The organism is Lamprobacter modestohalophilus (assembly GCF_016583905.1).
Lineage (GTDB): Bacteria > Pseudomonadota > Gammaproteobacteria > Chromatiales > Chromatiaceae > Lamprobacter > Lamprobacter modestohalophilus.
On sequence record NZ_NRRY01000008.1, the window covers coordinates 100233 to 116693 of the forward strand.

Sequence of the window (16461 nt, forward strand, 5' to 3'; positions counted from 1 at the left end):
GTCGTCTTAGTCAGCCGCACCACCGCCCGTCGGCAGCACCGGCTCCACCTCCCGATGCGGACGGGCGATGATGTGTGCAGCCACCAGGCCGTCGCCAACGCGCTCGCAGGCGTCGGCGCCAGCACGCACCGCAGCGTTGACCGCACCGGTCTCGCCGCGCACCAGCACGGTGACATAACCACCACCGACGAACTCGCGACCGATCAGCCGAACCTCGGCTGCCTTGGTCATCGCATCAGCAGCTTCGATCGCCGGCACCAGGCCGCGCGTCTCGATCATTCCGAGGGCAATGCCCATCGTCTCGTGTGCCATGGAACTTCTCCCAGTGTTGACGCGCCGGGTGCAGATATCCCGTTTCGCGATCGTGTGAAATGCGCTTGAGCCCGGCCTCTTCAGCGACGAGGCTTAAGCGCAGCCGCCCGCCCAAGGGCGAGATCGGATGCCAAGCAGGCGGAGCCCTTGCTTAGTCCGCAGCTGCCTAGTCCGCAGCGGCACCGCTGCCGGTCGGCAGCACCGGCTCCACCTCACGGTGTGGGCGAGCAATGATGTGCGCGGCAACCAGGCCGTCGCCAACGCGTTCGCAGGCGTCAGCGCCAGCACGCACGGCCGCGTTGACGGCACCGGTCTCCCCGCGCACCAGCACGGTCACGTAGCCACCGCCGACGAACTCACGGCCGATCATCCGCACCTCGGCGGCCTTCGTCATCGCATCGGCGGCCTCGATTGCCGGCACCAAGCCGCGCGTCTCGATCATGCCAAGCGCAATACCCATGGTCTCGTTCGCCATCTGTCTTTCTCCGTCTGTCTACTGTCTTTGAAAACCTTGCTATCGAGGCTCAGTGTCGCTGAGTTCAGCGACCAGGCTGTCCCGGTTTGAAACGATTGCCGGTGTTCTCGAGCACTGAATCGACCTCGGAATGTGGACGGGCGATGATGTGCGCAGCCACCAGGCCGTCACCCACCCGCTCACAGGCGTCGGCCCCCGCGCGCACAGCCGCGTTGACGGCGCCGGTCTCCCCGCGCACCAGCACGGTCACATAGCCGCCGCCGACGAACTCGCGGCCGATCAGCCTGACCTCAGCAGCCTTGGCCATCGCATCCGCGGCCTCGATCGCCGGCACTAGACCACGGGTCTCGATCATGCCCAGCGCAATGCCAAATCTTTCGCCTGCCATTTCTGTCGTCTCCGTTAAAGACTTTTACGCCGCTTTGGTCGCGGTTGGGGGTTTAACTGGCCGAGCCTAGGCCGCCTGATCGCGTTGTTCCGTTGGCTGCTCGTCGCCACTGCTACTGTCTGGCTTTGCCACCTGCTTGGGCTGCCAGAAATCGATGATCCCGCCGATCGCGAGATCGGTCATGGTCTTCGGGTCGTCCATCGCAAGCCGCCCAGCAGAGCCACTCACCGTGAAGACCCAGTTGCCGGGCCGCACGCCAACAGGATCGGTGGCCACCAGCAGATTGCCCTTGCGGTCCTTCAAGATCTGCAAGCTGCAATGCCTGAGACCTTCGATCCGCTCGGTGCAGTACAGGGTGCCCACGACCTGGTTGATCTCCATCCCGGCCGCCTCAGCGCTCTGCGTCCGGGTCCCAATCGTCGATGATGCCGACGATGGTCAGATCACTCGGATATTCTTTACTTCCAGCCGCCTCGCGCGCGGCTGAGCTGCCGACGCAGATCACCCAGTCGCCTGGCACTGATCCCACCGCATCAACCGCGACGAGCTGCGCACTGCCGTCCTGCACCACCTGTAGATGCTTGTGCCCGAAGCCCGCGATGCGGTTGGTCGACACCAGTGGTTTGAGGACCTTACAAATCTTCATCGCCTTACGGCCTCAGTGTCCGGCCGAGGCCGCAGGCTGCAGCGACGAGCCAACGATCTCGATCGGTGCTGCCGCATCGCAATCGCGCACCGCGCGCAAACAATGCAGCATACCGTCGGCGCAGAGCTGCGGGTAACGCGCCTTCAAGGCCGCGGCAATCCGCTCGCAATGCTCGACCGCCCGCTCCCGCGCACCCGGCACACCGCCATGGTAGTCATGGCGCACGATGACCGGCACTGGCAGCCCACGATTGACGTTCAGGCCGGTAAAGATCTTGATGCCGACGTCGATATCTTTCGCGCCTTCCTCGACGGTGCTGAGGTAGGCAAAATAGGTCAGGTTGCGCAGCTGAATCTCTTCAAACCCGATGCCAGCGCCGATAAAGCGCTCGGCATGCCCGATGTCTGCATAACTACCGCCGTGGTATTGCCGCACGTAGTCGATCTGCGAGAGGTTGTTCTCGATCAGACCAACGATCAGTCGCACCAAGCCGTCCGAAAGCGCGGCTCCGGCGCTCTTGCTCGGCGCGTGTGCCCGAACCAGCTCTTTGATCCGTTCCCGTGCCTGAGCCGGCGACAGTCCGCGCGTGATCTCGTAGACCTTGGCGGCATCGAGCCAGTGCTCGAGATCGCAATAGCCGTCGGCATCCGGAACGTGGACGCGGATGGCATCGGTGTCGGTGTCTAGCCCAACGAGCAGCAGATCGACCGACGCGCCGCAACAAAAACTGTTCTCGATCGCCTGACGAAACGCCCTCAGTCGCTCTAACCCGGCGCTGGCCGCGGCGGCATCATCGGAGCCGTGGGCTGCACAGCCTTGATGAACCGGATCGACGGAGCTGCCGTGATACATCACCACCTTTAGGTAGCGGGTTGGCGAATCCGCCGTATTCGGCCGTCCTTCACGGAAGCGCGTCAACTCGGTCTCGACCCACTTTTCGACCGTGTTCTCGATGTCGAACAGGGAGCCTGCGTAGGACTTCCGACGCACGCGCCCATAGGGCAGCCGCAGCACGTAGCTGATGGCATGCGCCAGGCGGCCGTCGGCACAGGGCGTCACATCCATCAGATGGAAACCGCAGTCGAGCAGGAAGCGTTCGAAATCCTTGCCATCACGCCCGCCGAGCGGGTCGGCGGTGAAGAACCGATCACTGACCCGGTGATAGGTCTCGAACACACAGGCGGCGAACAGACGCCGCATGTCGAGCCCAGTCACCCAGGTATCTTCAAGCACGTAGGCCGGCAGCTCGAAGCCGAGTTCGGCGCGTGCAATCGACTGTGCCCGCGCCACGAAATCAGGCTCGCAGCGCTCGCTCGCGATCTGCTTCAGCACCGGCACCAGATGATCGAAGGCATGCTTCACCGACGATTCATAGTCGTACAGCCGAGCGTTCGCCGCAGCATCCGTCAGCGGATGGAGACCCTGACCGCTGCCAGCGCCCAATGTCGTCGAGCCGAAACCAAACGACTGTGGCTTGTTCTGGTCCTGGCTCCAGGCCTGCTGAGTCTCGACCTGTCTGCTGGGCAGCTGTTCAGGGCGCGCCCCAAGTGTGGTCGATGGGTTGCTCGCATGGCGGGCCTTTGCTTTCACCTTTGCCAGTCCAGGCGGCTTCGGACGTGGCGGGCGAGTCGGCCGCACAGGCCCCCGCCCGACCTTTGCTGGCCGCTCGGGCCGTGCCCTTGCAGCGCGCGGCGACGTCTCCGGTAACGCCGCTGTCCCGGAAGCGGCCGCTGATCGACGAGCGTCCAGTTGCACGGCTCCCGTAGCCGGTACTGGCAACGCACCTGACTCAGCGGGCCGCTTTACAGACGGTAGCCCGCGCGGGCTTCGGCCCAAGCGCTGGCTGCGCGGCGATGGTCGACTTCGGATCGGCATGATTCAGATGCTCAGCCGCGGGCGCCGCCCGAATAGGTGATCAAGGCACCGCGATCGGTACTTCCAGCGCTGCCTGTCACCCGGCTTGTCGGCTGTGGTGCATCCTCATTTCGCTTCGCCTCGACGCGAGGCATCACGCTCATCGGACCCGGCCGAGTCGGATTGCGACGGCGCGCGGAGCTGCCCTCAGTGCCGGTGACACGTTCGCCGCGATCCCAGTCGTCGCCGGTGATCTTGCCGCCCGCGGACTGGCCTTCCCCAGTCACCCGCGAACGTTCAGCCGCCACAGCAGCCGCTCCCGCACCGACATCGTCCTTGGGCTGCGGGGTCAACAGGCTCGCCTGGGGGCGCCGGCTGTCGAAACGAAACTGTTCGGTGCCGGTGATCTTGCCAGTTCCCATCCCGAATGGTCCGGTGATGTGCCGATTCGACTCGTAGCTGGTCCCGGTCACGTTGCTCACATGACTGTCGCGCGCCGCCCGCGCCGGCGAGCTGACACTAAAGCCTTGGCCAGGAAGGCCTTGATCAGGGACGGGCTCCGCATCGTCGAGCGGACGCGGGAAGTCAGGTTGGCCAGGTTCAGCAGCATGACTCACCTCGGTGTCACAGGCACTGGCGAACTGATCCGCGCCAACGTAAGGCGTGCCGGTCAGTGGCTCGCAGGCCCCCTTGGACGCACCGGTCATAACGCCACCGATGCCGGGCTGGATACCCGTCATCACCCGTCCTGGGGTTGCTGACATCACCGGCGTGCGTGCCTTGATCTCGCGTCGCTGATTGGGCGCACAGTAATCTGAGGCCTGCTCCAATCCCGCGTAGGGTGTGCCGGTCACCGCCTTGCAGGTGCCAGGCTCATCACCTGTCACCTTGGCCGAGCGGCCAGTCTGCGTGCCAGAAACGCGGTAGCCCTTATTGGTCACCGAGAAGCCGACCTTTGGCGGCTCCGGCTGCGGGCTGACCTCGCAGAACTGCTCGTACTGCTCGCGAGAGGTGTACTCATCGCCCGTCACTAAGCGGCAGCTGCCTGGCTCATCGCCGGTCACGCTCGACGCACGGCCGAGAAGGGTTCCGGTCACAGTGCCCCCAGACAGCGTTCCCGAGGTAGCGACCTTAGGTGGCACCGACCGCTCGGTCGGAATCTCAGAAGCCGCGGTGTACTGCGTGCCGGTTGGCACAACGTTGGCGCCTTGCTCATCGCCGGTGACCTTGGTCGAGCGACCGACCATGGTCCCTGACAGGCCTTGGCCACGGCTGGTCTCGGCAATGCCGGTCTCGCGCGGCTCAGGGGCCGGACGTGTGTTGCAATAGCTCACATACTGATCAGGCGACAGGTACTGAGTACCCGTCACTGATTTACAGGTACCAGGCTCATCGCCGGTCACTCTGGGCGAGCGTCCGACCTCGTTACCGGTGACGAAATTACCGTAACCGGTAGAGCTTGTGCCGAACTTGCTCACCGATGGCGCCGGATCGGTCTGACAAAACTCGCGGAAGATGTCGGCACCCATGTATTCGGTGCCCGTGATGGTCCGGCAGGTGCTCGGCTCATCACCGGTCGTCTTCAGGCTGCGGCCGACGGTCGTGCCCGTGACGAACTGGCCTTGGGATGTCTCGCTGACGCCAACCTTCCACGGCTGATCCGCGGCACCGACTCTGGTCGGCCGCATCCGCCCTGTGGGCTGAGACTTACGCTCGCCGGCGCCACCGTTGCTGCTGCGCTGCGCGCGAACCCGTTGCGCAAGCTCGCGGCCCGATAGCTTTGGATTGGCTTGCCGAGCGATCCCGGCCACGGAATGGGGAACATTGGTCGCGGCTTTACCACGGCCGCTCAACGCAGCTCGCCGCGCGAGCACCACGGCCCGCCCGCTGGGCTTGTTGGCCAGCACAGGATTCGGTTTGCGCTTGCGATTGGTCGCTTGCGGCTTGTTGGAGGTCGGCGGCGCTGACAGCGAAAGGGTCGTTGTTGTGGGTGCGGTCTGCTTGATCGCATTCAACGCCGCTCGATCGCTGTTGCCGTTGCAGCCACAACCACAGTCAGACTTCGCTTGCGCTGGCGGCTTGCCACCACCTGTCCGAGTCTTGAGGTCGCGAACCCGATCACCGCTACGCTGGGCGCGGCGACCATCGCGGGCGAGCTTCGCCCGACGCTGGCGCGCAAGCTCACGACTCGACTGCGCCGGACTCGGGGGCGCGGCACGATGCCGTTGCGCGCCACTGGAGGCACCACCCGAAGCAGAAAGACTGAGGCTCCGCGGTTGTGCCTGAGCCGTCGCTGGGGCAGACGCGGACGCCGATGGCTGAGCGGGCAGGCTCGTCGCGGCAGGCCGTTCAGGCCTCGCGCGGACCGGCCGCGGTGCACGATTTCGCTCCGGCGTGGTTTGCACCAAACCCTGCTTGCCCTGGTTCGACAGGGCACGCCGGCGGGCCAGGGCCGCCTCGCGGCCACTCGATCTCAGGTTCGCTTTGCTTGCCATGGGTAATTCCGTGGGGCTGTCGGGTTGGCTGTCCGTCATCGCCGGGCGGGCGGGCAGCTCGGGATAGTGCATCGCTTGCCGATCTCCGGCACCCGCCAAGTGCTGAAAAATCGGAAAGACGGAGATCGACATCGTCGACGCCTGCGCTCCAATCAAGCGCCGGTCACGGGCACGGGGCCCGAAACCGGATCAGCTAGAGACAGAAGTCATCTCGCGATCAATCTAGCCGCGGCCGTGGAAGACCACGAAGCACGAGCCCTGACTCTGGGTGTAGTTGTCATAGCCGGTCAGGCGGACGTGATGATCCGGATACGAGCGATGGCAGGCCTCCAGCTCAGCGGCCACGTTGCCCAGATCCTGCTCACCGAAGAACGGCAGCTTCCACATGGTCCAGTAGTCGTCCATCGAGCCGGACGGATGCACGTGCTCGATAGCAGGCGTCCAGCCTTGCGCGATGATGTAGGCGATCTGGTCGTAGATCTCCTGCTGCGAGAGCGGCGGCAGAAAGCCGAAGGTCTCGAGGGTCTTCTTGGTCTGGTAGTCGCCCATGGTTGCTTGCAAGGACATGGCGGATACTCCTATGAGATGCGGTTCGATCGTGAGATGGCAGAAGCCAGCGGAGACAAGCCTGGCTGGGAGCAGGCGCGCAGTGCGCAGCCACTCCCAGCAAGATCAGCCGATTAGGTATCGAGCTTATCGACGGTGTCGAACTCGAACTTGATCTCTTTCCAGGTCTCCATCGCGATGGCCAGCTCTGGGCTGTGCTGGGCGGCCTCGGTCATGATCTCGCGGGCCTCCTTCTCCAGCTCGCGACCCTCGTTGCGGGCCTTGACACAGGCTTCGAGCGCGACACGGTTGGCGCAAGCGCCGGCCGCGTTACCCCAAGGATGGCCCTGGGTGCCGCCGCCGAACTGCAGCATGGAGTCGTCACCGAAGATGGTCACCAGTGCTGGCATGTGCCAAACGTGGATACCACCGGAGGCAACGGCGAAGACGCCGGGCAATGAGCCCCAATCCTGATCGAAGAAGACGCCGCGAGCACGATCTTCAGGGACGAATGACTCACGCAGCTGATCGACGAAGCCGAGGGTAGACTGACGATCGCCCTCGAGCTTACCGACGACGGTACCGGTGTGCAGGTGGTCACCACCGGAGAGGCGCAGACACTTGGCCAACACGCGGAAATGGATACCGTGCTTCGGATGACGGTCGATAACAGCATGCATGGCACGGTGAATGTGCAGCAGCATGCCGTTCTCACGACACCAGTTGGCCAGGCCAGTATTGGCGGTGAAGCCACCGGTCAGGAAGTCGTGCATCAGGATCGGCGAGCCGACTTCCTTGGCGAACTCGGCACGCTTGTACATCTCTTCTGGCGTGGCGGCGGTGACGTTCAGGTAGTGACCCTTGCGCTCGCCGGTCTCGGTTTGGGCCTTCTGGATGGCCTCGCCGACGAACTCGAAACGATCGCGCCAGCGCATGAAGGGCTGCGAGTTGACGTTCTCGTCGTCCTTGGTCATGTCCAGACCGCCGCGGAGGCACTCGTAGACCGCACGACCGTAGTTCTTCGCCGACAGACCCAACTTCGGCTTGATGGTGGCGCCAAGCATCGGGCGGCCATACTTGTTCAGACGGTCACGCTCGAGCTGGATACCGGCCGGCGGACCACCGCAGGTCTTGATATAGGCGATCGGGAAGCGCAGGTCTTCCAGACGCAGGTGACGCAGGGCCTTGAAGCCGAACACGTTACCGACCAGCGAGGTCAGCACGTTGACGATCGAGCCTTCCTCGAACAGATCGATCGGATAGGCGACGAAGGCATAGAAGGACTCGTTGTCGCCCGGCACATCTTCGATGCGGTAGGCGCGGCCCTTGTAGAACTCGAGGTCCGTCAGCAGCTCCGACCAAACGGTCGACCAGGTGCCTGTCGAGGATTCGGCGGCGACCGCGGCAGCAACCTCCTCACGCGGAACGCCGGGCTGTCCGGTGACCTTGAAGCAGGCCAGCAGATCGGTGTCCAGCGGGACATAGTCGGGGGTCCAGTACATGTCCCGGTATTCTTTTACACCGGCGTCGTACTTTTTAACGCTCATGCTCAGCTCCTGTAGGTCTGTTCTGCGTCTGCTTCGCTTGATCCGGGTTGCCTAACTCAGGATCGTGTTCGGAGGGCCTCGGCAACGATGCCGCTGTTAACCCGTTAACCTTACGCCCCGTGCAGTCTTCAGCGGAAATCGATTGTTTCGATCGAGAAAATCGATTTCCGTCTATGCTGCGGACCGTCGACGGCGCCGTTTTAGTGCGCTCGGCACCATAAACGACCCGTCACGGTGCAGCAATAGCCACTATGAGCTGGCGCGCATCACATTGACGCAGATCAATCAAGCGGACAGCTACCAGGGAACTTGTTGGCCAGGTCGACCGATAAACCCGCGGCAGCAGGCAGCAGGCAGCAGGCAGCAGGCAGCAGGCAGCAGGCAGCAGGCAGCAGGCAGCAGGCAGCAGGCAGCAGGCAGCTAGTAGCGGACGCGGACTCGATAGCTCAAGCGCGCCTCAGACTCAGCCGGTACCTGCAGTCGCCAGACCGCGGTATTGGCATTGCCCTTCTCATGCGGAGCACTCTCTTCCAGCATGCTCCAGTCGCCCGGGATGCGCTCCTGAATCACCACCGTCTCTGGCTCCGACTTGGCGTTCTTGACCAGGATCTCGAGGGCGCTCTCGAACTGGTACTGCCAGGGACCCGAGCCCGACAATTTCTTGAATTCGGTCTGCTTGCGCTCGGCGGTGATGTCGAAAGACTGGCCGAGCTTCAGCCGCATGGCCTCGTTCTTCGGCGTGTGGTCGATCCGATCCTCGCCGATGAACTGGGCATTGCCTTGGCTGTCGCGCTGATAGATGCGCACGATGCCCGCTGGCAGCGGGAGTCCCAGATTCGACGCCTCATCATTGGTCGCGGTGAGGTAAACGTTGACCGCTAGTTCCTGCGCCAGCCCGCCGCGCGGCTCACGAAACGCCCGTTGATCGCCTTCGATCAGCAGCTCCTTGCCAACCGTCACGCCCGGCGCATCGAGCAGCGCGACCTGCTTGGTCTGGTTATCGGCAATCGTGGTCGGATGCGCGAGCGAATAGAGGTGGTACTCGAACAGGCTCTCCTCGCGCATGTTCGGCGCCGGCGCGGCGGAGCGCATGACCATCGCCTCGTATTGCGGCGCCTGCATCGCCTCCTCGACCTGATTCACCTCGCCAGCCACCAGCTGCAGCTGTGCGTTCTGATAGGTCGACCCACTGCGGTTGGTCAAGGTCACCCAGCCAGCAAGATCGAGCCGCTGCTGATCCGCCGACAGCTCGCCCACATAGTCCGCCTTCCAGCCGAGCCCACGGCTCAGATAGCTCAGCTCGAGCTGCCGGGGACCCGCCTCTGCACTCTCCAAGGCCAGCACCAGCGTCGGTCGGTCACGCAGGGTAGAAGGGATATCCCGATAAACGATGCGCCCTGGCGCCTGGCCAGCCTGGAAGGTCTCGATCCGGTCGCCGACGCGCAGGACGACGCCATTGCTCGCGGCAAGCACGGTAGCCGGCTCCTCGGTCTCCTCGCCGGTCGTTGGATGGGTGCTCACCAGCCCGACTTGGCGGCCGACGTACTTCTCGAGCAGCGCCGCCGGCGTTAGCAGGTCGAAGTCGAAGTTCTGCTCGATCACCTGTGGTGCCGAGCCCTCAGTGGCCCGCAGCAGCGCCGTTTCCGGGCGGATCTGCGCGCTGACGTCGCGGAAGGCCAGCGCCATGCGGCCCGCCGGCAGCTCGACCCGCCGGCTGTCTCGGATCAGCGCTAGATCATTGTTGTAGATGGTGACCGCGACCGCGGTCTGATCCTGTAGGGTGCTGCGCTGCTCAGGCATCGCCGGCACAGCAGCTGGCGCGTTACGATCACCCATCATCGTCTCCGCCATAGCGATGCTGGAAAACACAATCAACGTGGTTAACGCGATCAGGCAGGATGTCATCGACACAGTTGGTCTCACTCGCTTTTCTCCTCAGTGACTGATTCAAGTCCGAGCCAAGAACCCGCACCTTAGAGTCTGCCGCGGACGCACTGCAAGCGGGCTTACTCCGATTTAGACTCAGTCGCCAAGCATCTCTTGCTCGAGCGAGAGATAGATCCCGTAGGCGTTGCGTCGATGGGTCGCGGCAAAGGCCGGCAATCGCTCAAAGCGCGACCAGTCAGCGGCCTCGTAGGCCTCGGCAAAGGGCGTCATCTCATCGACCGCAGAGGCCATTACACCCCGCGTATAGCGCAGATACTCCAGCGTGCTGCTGACCGCCTCAGCGGGCTCACGCGCAGCGGGCCCATGACCCGGAATCAACGCCTTGACCCCGACCTGATCCAAGCTCTCCAACGCCTCCAACCAACGGCGGGTGTCGGCGCCGCCAGTGAAGGGAACACGGCCCTCAAAGATGATGTCACCAGAGATCAGGACCTGATCAGGACGGACCAGCACCGCGAGGTCGCCGTCGGAGTGGGCCGGCCCCAGATAGCGGATATCCAAGCTCACCCCACCCAGGCTCAGCTCGGTCTGCTCGACGATCACCCGATCCGGGCGCACCAGCCGCGTCTCCTCGTTGACCCAGGGCGAGAGCGAAAAGCGCCGTTCTTCGAGCCGATCCCCAGCCGCCGGCGAGTCGAGATAATCCTGAAAACCGCCGGGCGCGATGATCTCGGCGCCCAAATCGTCAAACACCTGCAGGCCGTAGATGTGGTCCGCGTGGTAGTGCGTCACGATCACCGTCTTGATCGGCTGATCAGTGACTGTCTGTATCGCCTCTAGGAAACGCTGCGCCAATGACGGCGAGCCAAGCGTATCGACGACGATCACCCCATCATCAGTCACGATCGCTGCCGCATTGGAGATAAACCCCTTATTATCGGTCGCGATCCCCGCCATGCCTTGAACGTAGTAGACATGCTCCGAGACGCGCTTAAGCGACATCTCGATGTCGATCGGCTCGGGCTTGGCGAGAACGAGCGTCGCTGCCGCTAAGGCCAGAAGCAGAATCAGGAAACGATGAAAGGGCGCGGGGAATCTCGATGACGATGGAATCATGATGTGATCAAGTCAGAGTGGTGGTCAGCGATAGGATGCGGACAAAGGCCGAGCAGGACAAGCAGGCAGCGCCAGGGCTACAGACAGCCGTTTCTAGTCGCGGCCGAGCTTGGCGTCGAACGCCCGCGCGATCATCGGTGAACGAAACCAGCGCGCCTCCGATGTCAGGCGGATTCTGGGCTTGCTACTGCGGTCAGTCCTGGCAGCAGTGATGAAAAATCCTCGATCGCATCGAACTCCTCACAGGCGCGCGCGGGCTGTGCCGAGTCCGGCGCCAAGATCGCTAGCAGCCAGCGGAAGCCATACTGACGAGCAGCCCGCAACACCGGGAGACTGTCGTCAACGAACAGCGTGCGCTCGGGATCAAAAGGCTCGATCTTCTGAACCCGCGGCCAAAACTCCGGAGACTCCTTCGCGGCGTGCAGGTCATGGGAACAGATGATGTGCTCCAGATGGCCGTCGAGGCGCGTCTTGCTCATCTTCAGCTCGATCGATTTCTGGTGCGCATTGGTCACCAAGACGCGCCGTTTGCCGGCAGCGGCTAACGCCTCGAGGAAGCTCAGCACATGGGGATGAATCGCAATCAGATGCTCGACCTCAGCCTTGAGCATCGCGATATCGAGCGCAAGCGCTTGCGACCAGTGATCAACGCTGTACCACTGCAGCGAGCCCAGCAGCGCCTGATAGCGCGCATAGAGGTCATCCTTCGAGGCCGCCAGCGAGATCCCTCTCGACTCGGCATAGCGCAGCGGGACGTGCTCGAGCCAGAAATGGTTGTCGAAGCGCAGATCCAGCAGTGTGCCGTCCATGTCGAGGAAGACGGTATCGATGGCGTTCCAATCCAGCATGCGATTGACTCAGCTATTTCTCGGCGTTGACGGCCATTCTACTGGTCGCGACGGCCAGGGGTCATTCGGAGCTTGGCCCCGATACCCTCGGGACTCTCCCGATGCGAAACCTCCGCTTCGCTGCAGAATCTCGTCCTGAAACGCCTCTGTCTCCGAATTGAAGCGAATAATGGCGGTAAAGACCCAGACGCCATCGAGGCCGAGATGGGCGATCGACTCGAGACCAAAGACCCGTTCACGTTCGGATCAGCCCTCACCCATGGCGGTCACAGAGGCCAGCAAGGCCCTGAGCCGGCCGATCCGCTGATGCAGCGCCTCAAACGGCGCTGCCTCCGCCTCCTGCTCGAGCTCGCGAATCTCGTGGATCAGCGTCTCGAGCTGGAAGACTGCGCAGAGGCCCTTGAGATCATGGACTCGCTCGCCGACTTCTCGGCGATTCGCCGCCGAGATTGCCGCCTCTGCCCGCGCCAGCTGCCTCAATAGCTCGGCATCCAAACGCTGGCGCCAGTCGGCATCGAGCGTCGACGCAGAACAGGTGCGCAGCGCTGTCTCTGCGTCCAGCTGATCCGCGCTCGGGCCATGCGCGAGGAGCGTTCTCGATCGATCAGCGGCCAACACCCGTTTCACCGCGTCATCCAAGACAGACTCTGAAATCGGCTTTAAGAGAAAGGCATCGAATAGCGCATCGAAGCCGTTCACGCGCTCAGCGACAAAGGCATCGGCACTGAGCGCAATGATGCGTAGACGTCCCCCGTCTGGCAGTTGCGCACGAAGCCGTTGAGCAACCTCGGTACCATCCAAGGACGGCATGTGAATATCCATGAACACCAGATCCAGATCCAGATCCAGATCCAGCTCAAGTGCTCGCGTTAGCCGCAGTGCCTCCACACCATCGCTGCTATCGAAGACCTCCATGCCGCGCGTCTCGAGCAGCCTGTGCAGCAGTGCGCGATTGAAATCGTTATCGTCGACAACCAGGGCGCGCATGCCCAGGAACAGATCGTCTCTGCCGGACGCCGGTCGTCGATCTGACGGCACGTCCCCGCAGAGCCGGCACAATAGGTTGAACAGCCTCGAGCGGCGCACCGGCTTCGGGCACCAGCTGACCGGCCCCAGCTCCTCGACGAACGGCGGCGGCACCCACCGGTATTCGCCAACCAGCAGCACGACAGGCCCAGCAAACCGACGCCGAATCAGGGTGAGTTGGCGCGCAAGCTCGTCACCCTTTCGATCCCGCCCGGCAACCGCGAGCAGCAGGAGATCAAAGCCCCTGCCGGCTTGCGCGTCATGCTGCAGCCGATCCAGACAGCCTTGGGCGCGCGTCGCAAAGACCTCCATGCCCCAGCCCAGCAGCAACGGCCGCAGCGCCCGCACCTGAATGGGCGCCAGATCGCAGAGCAGGATCTTGCGCCCCGCGAGCGCAACCGCATCGAGCGCGAGCGAAACACCTGGCATCGCCTCGCAGGGCAGCATGAAGACAAACCGCGAGCCCTGGCTTGGGGCACTGCTCACCTCGATGCTTCCGTTCATCAACTCGAGCAAGCGCTTGGTGATGACGAGCCCGAGGCCGGTCCCTCCATAGCGCCGGGTCACGCTCGAGTCAGCTTGCACAAAAGGCCTAAACAGCCGACGCTGCTGGACTGCGGTCAAGCCAATACCGGTATCGCTCACAGCCACGCGCAGCATGCCAGGGCTCCCTGCCTGCTCGACATAACTGGCCTCGACGAAGACCTGGCCTTGGCCGGTGAACTTGACCGCGTTGTTGAGCAGGTTCAGCAGCACTTGCCCGATGCGGCCCGGATCTCCACGCAGCCGACTGGGCAAGTCCCGATGCACCGACAAGGCAAGCTCCAAGCCCTTGGCAGAGGCCTCCGGCCCCATGATCGCAACCACATCCTCGAGACAACTGCAGGGATCGAAGGGGACGGACTCGATCGACAACGACCCCGAGCGCAGCTTGGCGTACTGCAGAATGTCATCAACCACGCTAAGCAGCTGTCGCGCCGCACGCTCTAAGGTTTCGCTATAATCACGCGCAGCGTCGGTGCCGACTTCGTCACTGAGCAGACGGCCAAAGCCGACCACCGCATTCAACGGCGTGCGCATCTCATGGCTGATGCGGGCAAGGAACTCGTCCTTTTGTTGGCTCGCTACCAAGGCCTCCTCACGCGCACGCTCGAGCTGTTGATTTTTCTCCTCCAAGGTCCGCAGGCTCCTGCACAGCTCACGCGTGGCTGCATCGACTTGCTGCCGCATGGACCTCTGCGATCGTTCGAGCGCAGCCGCCATTCGATTAAAGCCTATTGCCAGCTCATTGAGCTCGGCGATCGGCTGCGGCCTAGCCCGTGCGGCAAGGTCACCGGCTCTGTAGCGCGCCATCGCCGTACTCAGATCCACCAAGGCGCGGGAAAATCCAGCGCCAATGATGAGCGCCGCCAACAGGCTCGTGAGCAGGCCGCCGAACAAGATCCATAGTGCCCGGACCAAGCGCTCGCGCTGACGCGCAATGGCCATCTCCATCGATAACCGGACCTCCGCCCAGCCGAGCAGGGCGCCCGCGGTCTCGCCGCTCGCTTGTTCCGGGTTGTCAGCCAACATAACCGCGGCATTGCCAACGATCGCAGTGAAGCTGCGACTAGCCTGCTCGAACTCGGCCATCGCTGAACTCTCGGCCAACACCCGATAGCTGGGATCACGAATCCCCGCCCAAATCACGTCAGGCTGGAGCACTGCGGTCTGACACATCGCTCGCAACTGAACGAAATCGCTCGCCCGCAAAGGCCATTCCGCAGCTAGCGCCAAGTTGTTGGCGATCAGGCGACCACGCTCCTGGATACTTGCCTGCCGATCTTTGCTCTCACTGTAGAGAACAAAGCCCCCAACCACGACCGAGGTCACCACCAACGGCACCAGGACCAATGCGCCTAAACGCCATCGGATGCTACCCAACAAACCATAGCGCGATGGTCTCATCGAGCGACCATCGATGATGGCGCGCACTGAGGCTCAGGGCACAAGGCCGCGGCTGCGCGCAACCACTGACGCCTCGATCCGATTCGACACACCGAGCGCGCGCAGGATTGCCGCTAGATGCGCCTTCACAGTGAACTCAGAAAGTCCCAGCTCGCGTGCAATCTTCTTATTCGAACGGCCTTTTGCAACCAGCGCCAGCACCTCGAGCTGCCGCGCGGTCAGCGTTATATCAGCGGCGCGCTGCTCCGCGTCGATGAACTCATCGTTGGCAACTGCCGCAGCCGAATCCCGAGTCGTCGCGACGCTCTCAGGCAAGGTCCTCGGCAAGGTCCTCGGCAAGGTCTGAGGCAAACCCGCTGAGTCTTGCGGATGCCTGATCAGCTCCGCCGGAAAGTACACACCTCCCGCCAGGATCAGACGCAGCGCCTGCAGCATCAACGAGGCCGGCGTCGACTTTGGGACGTAGCCAGAAGCACCGCAATCGATCGCTTTTCGAATGTCAGCCTCCGACTCGCTCGCGGACAAGATCACAACCGGAACGCCATCGAGTCGGGCGCACAGGTCGCTCAGCAGCTCGAACCCCTCTGCTCCCGGCATAAAGAGATCCAGCAGGATCAGATCGAGATGGATGCCAGAGTTCAGCACGCCAGCGACCTGATCGGCATCCTCGGCCTCGATGAATTCCAACTGCAGGTCGCAGAGCTGACCGAGAGCATCGATCAGCCCAATGCGAATCAGCGCGTGATCATCAGCAACGAGAATTCTCATGCCCTGAGTATACGAAAAAGCCCAGCGGTGCCCCAGTCATCGGCGTCGGACCGGGGCAAAACGATGGACTAGTCCAGTTGCCCTAGACCATCTGCGCTATAGACCGATCGGTCGTTGTCGCCAACTATGGGTGTTAAGCAGTCTCGTGCGAAATCGCATTGTTCACCAGCCGTACCTCGGCACGACCAACAGGGTTTCGCAGTATGTCGTCCAGCTCCTCTGCCCACCACGTGAGATAGGTTCCGTCATGAAACACACTGCCCTAACCGCCAGCCTACTGACCCTATTGCTCAGCGCACACGCCGTTGTTCAGGCTGAGGACGCCAACGAGGATGCAGGCGCAGAGCTGTTCAAGTTTCACGGCTGTGTCAACTGCCATGGCGCCGACGGCAAGAGTCCAGTAAGCAAAATGGTTCCTGAGCTAGCGGGTAAGCCGGCCGATGAGCTCTATTCGAAAGCCACTAAGATCCTTGCTGGCGAAGGCAGCAACGATGAGGCGAAGCTGATGCACGCCGCGTTCTATTCGCCATCGAGCTGCGACGCGCCTCCGAATGACGAGCAGGTCAAATCAATCACCGAATGGCTTTCGATGCAGTAGCCGCCCCT

The 16461-nt window shown here is 63.0% G+C and carries 15 protein-coding genes; 1 reads left to right on the forward strand and 14 read right to left on the reverse strand.

Annotated features, from left to right (window positions below):
* Positions 1–6 precede the first annotated feature (6 nt).
* From CKO42_RS07335 to CKO42_RS07400, 14 genes are all read right to left on the reverse strand, one after another.
* A complete protein-coding gene (locus CKO42_RS07335; protein WP_274601076.1) occupies positions 7–312 on the reverse strand; it encodes an alpha-carboxysome major shell protein CsoS1 in 306 nt (101 codons plus the stop codon).
* Positions 313–478: 166 nt separating this feature from the next.
* Entirely contained in the window at positions 479–787 is a 309-nt protein-coding gene (locus CKO42_RS07340) for an alpha-carboxysome major shell protein CsoS1 (RefSeq protein WP_274601075.1), read from the reverse strand.
* A gap of 64 nt (positions 788–851) precedes the next feature.
* Positions 852–1175, reverse strand: coding sequence for an alpha-carboxysome major shell protein CsoS1 (locus tag CKO42_RS07345; RefSeq protein WP_200241211.1), 324 nt, complete (start codon positions 1173–1175; stop codon positions 852–854).
* A gap of 66 nt (positions 1176–1241) precedes the next feature.
* A complete protein-coding gene (locus CKO42_RS07350) occupies positions 1242–1556 on the reverse strand; it encodes a carboxysome peptide B (RefSeq protein WP_200241212.1) in 315 nt (104 codons plus the stop codon).
* A gap of 10 nt (positions 1557–1566) precedes the next feature.
* The gene (locus tag CKO42_RS07355; protein WP_200241214.1) at positions 1567–1821 is read right to left on the reverse strand and encodes an alpha-carboxysome shell vertex protein CsoS4; all 255 of its coding nucleotides are present in this window, start codon (positions 1819–1821) and stop codon (positions 1567–1569) included.
* A gap of 12 nt (positions 1822–1833) precedes the next feature.
* Positions 1834–3411, reverse strand: a complete 1578-nt coding sequence (locus CKO42_RS07360; protein WP_338034868.1) for a carboxysome shell carbonic anhydrase — start codon at positions 3409–3411, stop codon at positions 1834–1836.
* Positions 3412–3707: 296 nt separating this feature from the next.
* Entirely contained in the window at positions 3708–6302 is a 2595-nt protein-coding gene (locus CKO42_RS07365; protein ID WP_242479189.1) for a CsoS2 family carboxysome shell protein, read from the reverse strand.
* Between the two features lie 90 nt (positions 6303–6392).
* The gene (locus CKO42_RS07370; protein WP_200241217.1) at positions 6393–6737 is read right to left on the reverse strand and encodes a ribulose bisphosphate carboxylase small subunit; all 345 of its coding nucleotides are present in this window, start codon (positions 6735–6737) and stop codon (positions 6393–6395) included.
* Between the two features lie 113 nt (positions 6738–6850).
* Entirely contained in the window at positions 6851–8263 is a 1413-nt protein-coding gene (locus CKO42_RS07375; protein ID WP_200241218.1) for a form I ribulose bisphosphate carboxylase large subunit, read from the reverse strand.
* A 420-nt stretch (positions 8264–8683) separates the two neighbouring features.
* A complete protein-coding gene (locus tag CKO42_RS07380) occupies positions 8684–10099 on the reverse strand; it encodes a DUF4139 domain-containing protein (RefSeq protein ID WP_200241219.1) in 1416 nt (471 codons plus the stop codon).
* Positions 10100–10285: 186 nt separating this feature from the next.
* Positions 10286–11266, reverse strand: a complete 981-nt coding sequence (locus tag CKO42_RS07385; protein ID WP_200241220.1) for an MBL fold metallo-hydrolase — start codon at positions 11264–11266, stop codon at positions 10286–10288.
* 164 nt (positions 11267–11430) lie between these two features.
* Complete coding sequence (gene yrfG / locus CKO42_RS07390; protein ID WP_200241221.1) at positions 11431–12114, reverse strand: GMP/IMP nucleotidase; 684 nt, start codon at positions 12112–12114, stop codon at positions 11431–11433.
* 246 nt (positions 12115–12360) lie between these two features.
* Entirely contained in the window at positions 12361–15087 is a 2727-nt protein-coding gene (locus CKO42_RS07395; protein ID WP_200241222.1) for an ATP-binding protein, read from the reverse strand.
* A gap of 33 nt (positions 15088–15120) precedes the next feature.
* Positions 15121–15855: a response regulator gene (locus CKO42_RS07400; protein ID WP_200241224.1), complete on the reverse strand. Its 735-nt coding sequence runs from the start codon at positions 15853–15855 to the stop codon at positions 15121–15123.
* A 247-nt stretch (positions 15856–16102) separates the two neighbouring features.
* On the opposite strand from CKO42_RS07400, the gene CKO42_RS07405 reads away from it, so the two are divergent.
* Positions 16103–16453, forward strand: coding sequence for a c-type cytochrome (locus tag CKO42_RS07405; RefSeq protein ID WP_200241225.1), 351 nt, complete (start codon positions 16103–16105; stop codon positions 16451–16453).
* Positions 16454–16461 lie beyond the last annotated feature (8 nt).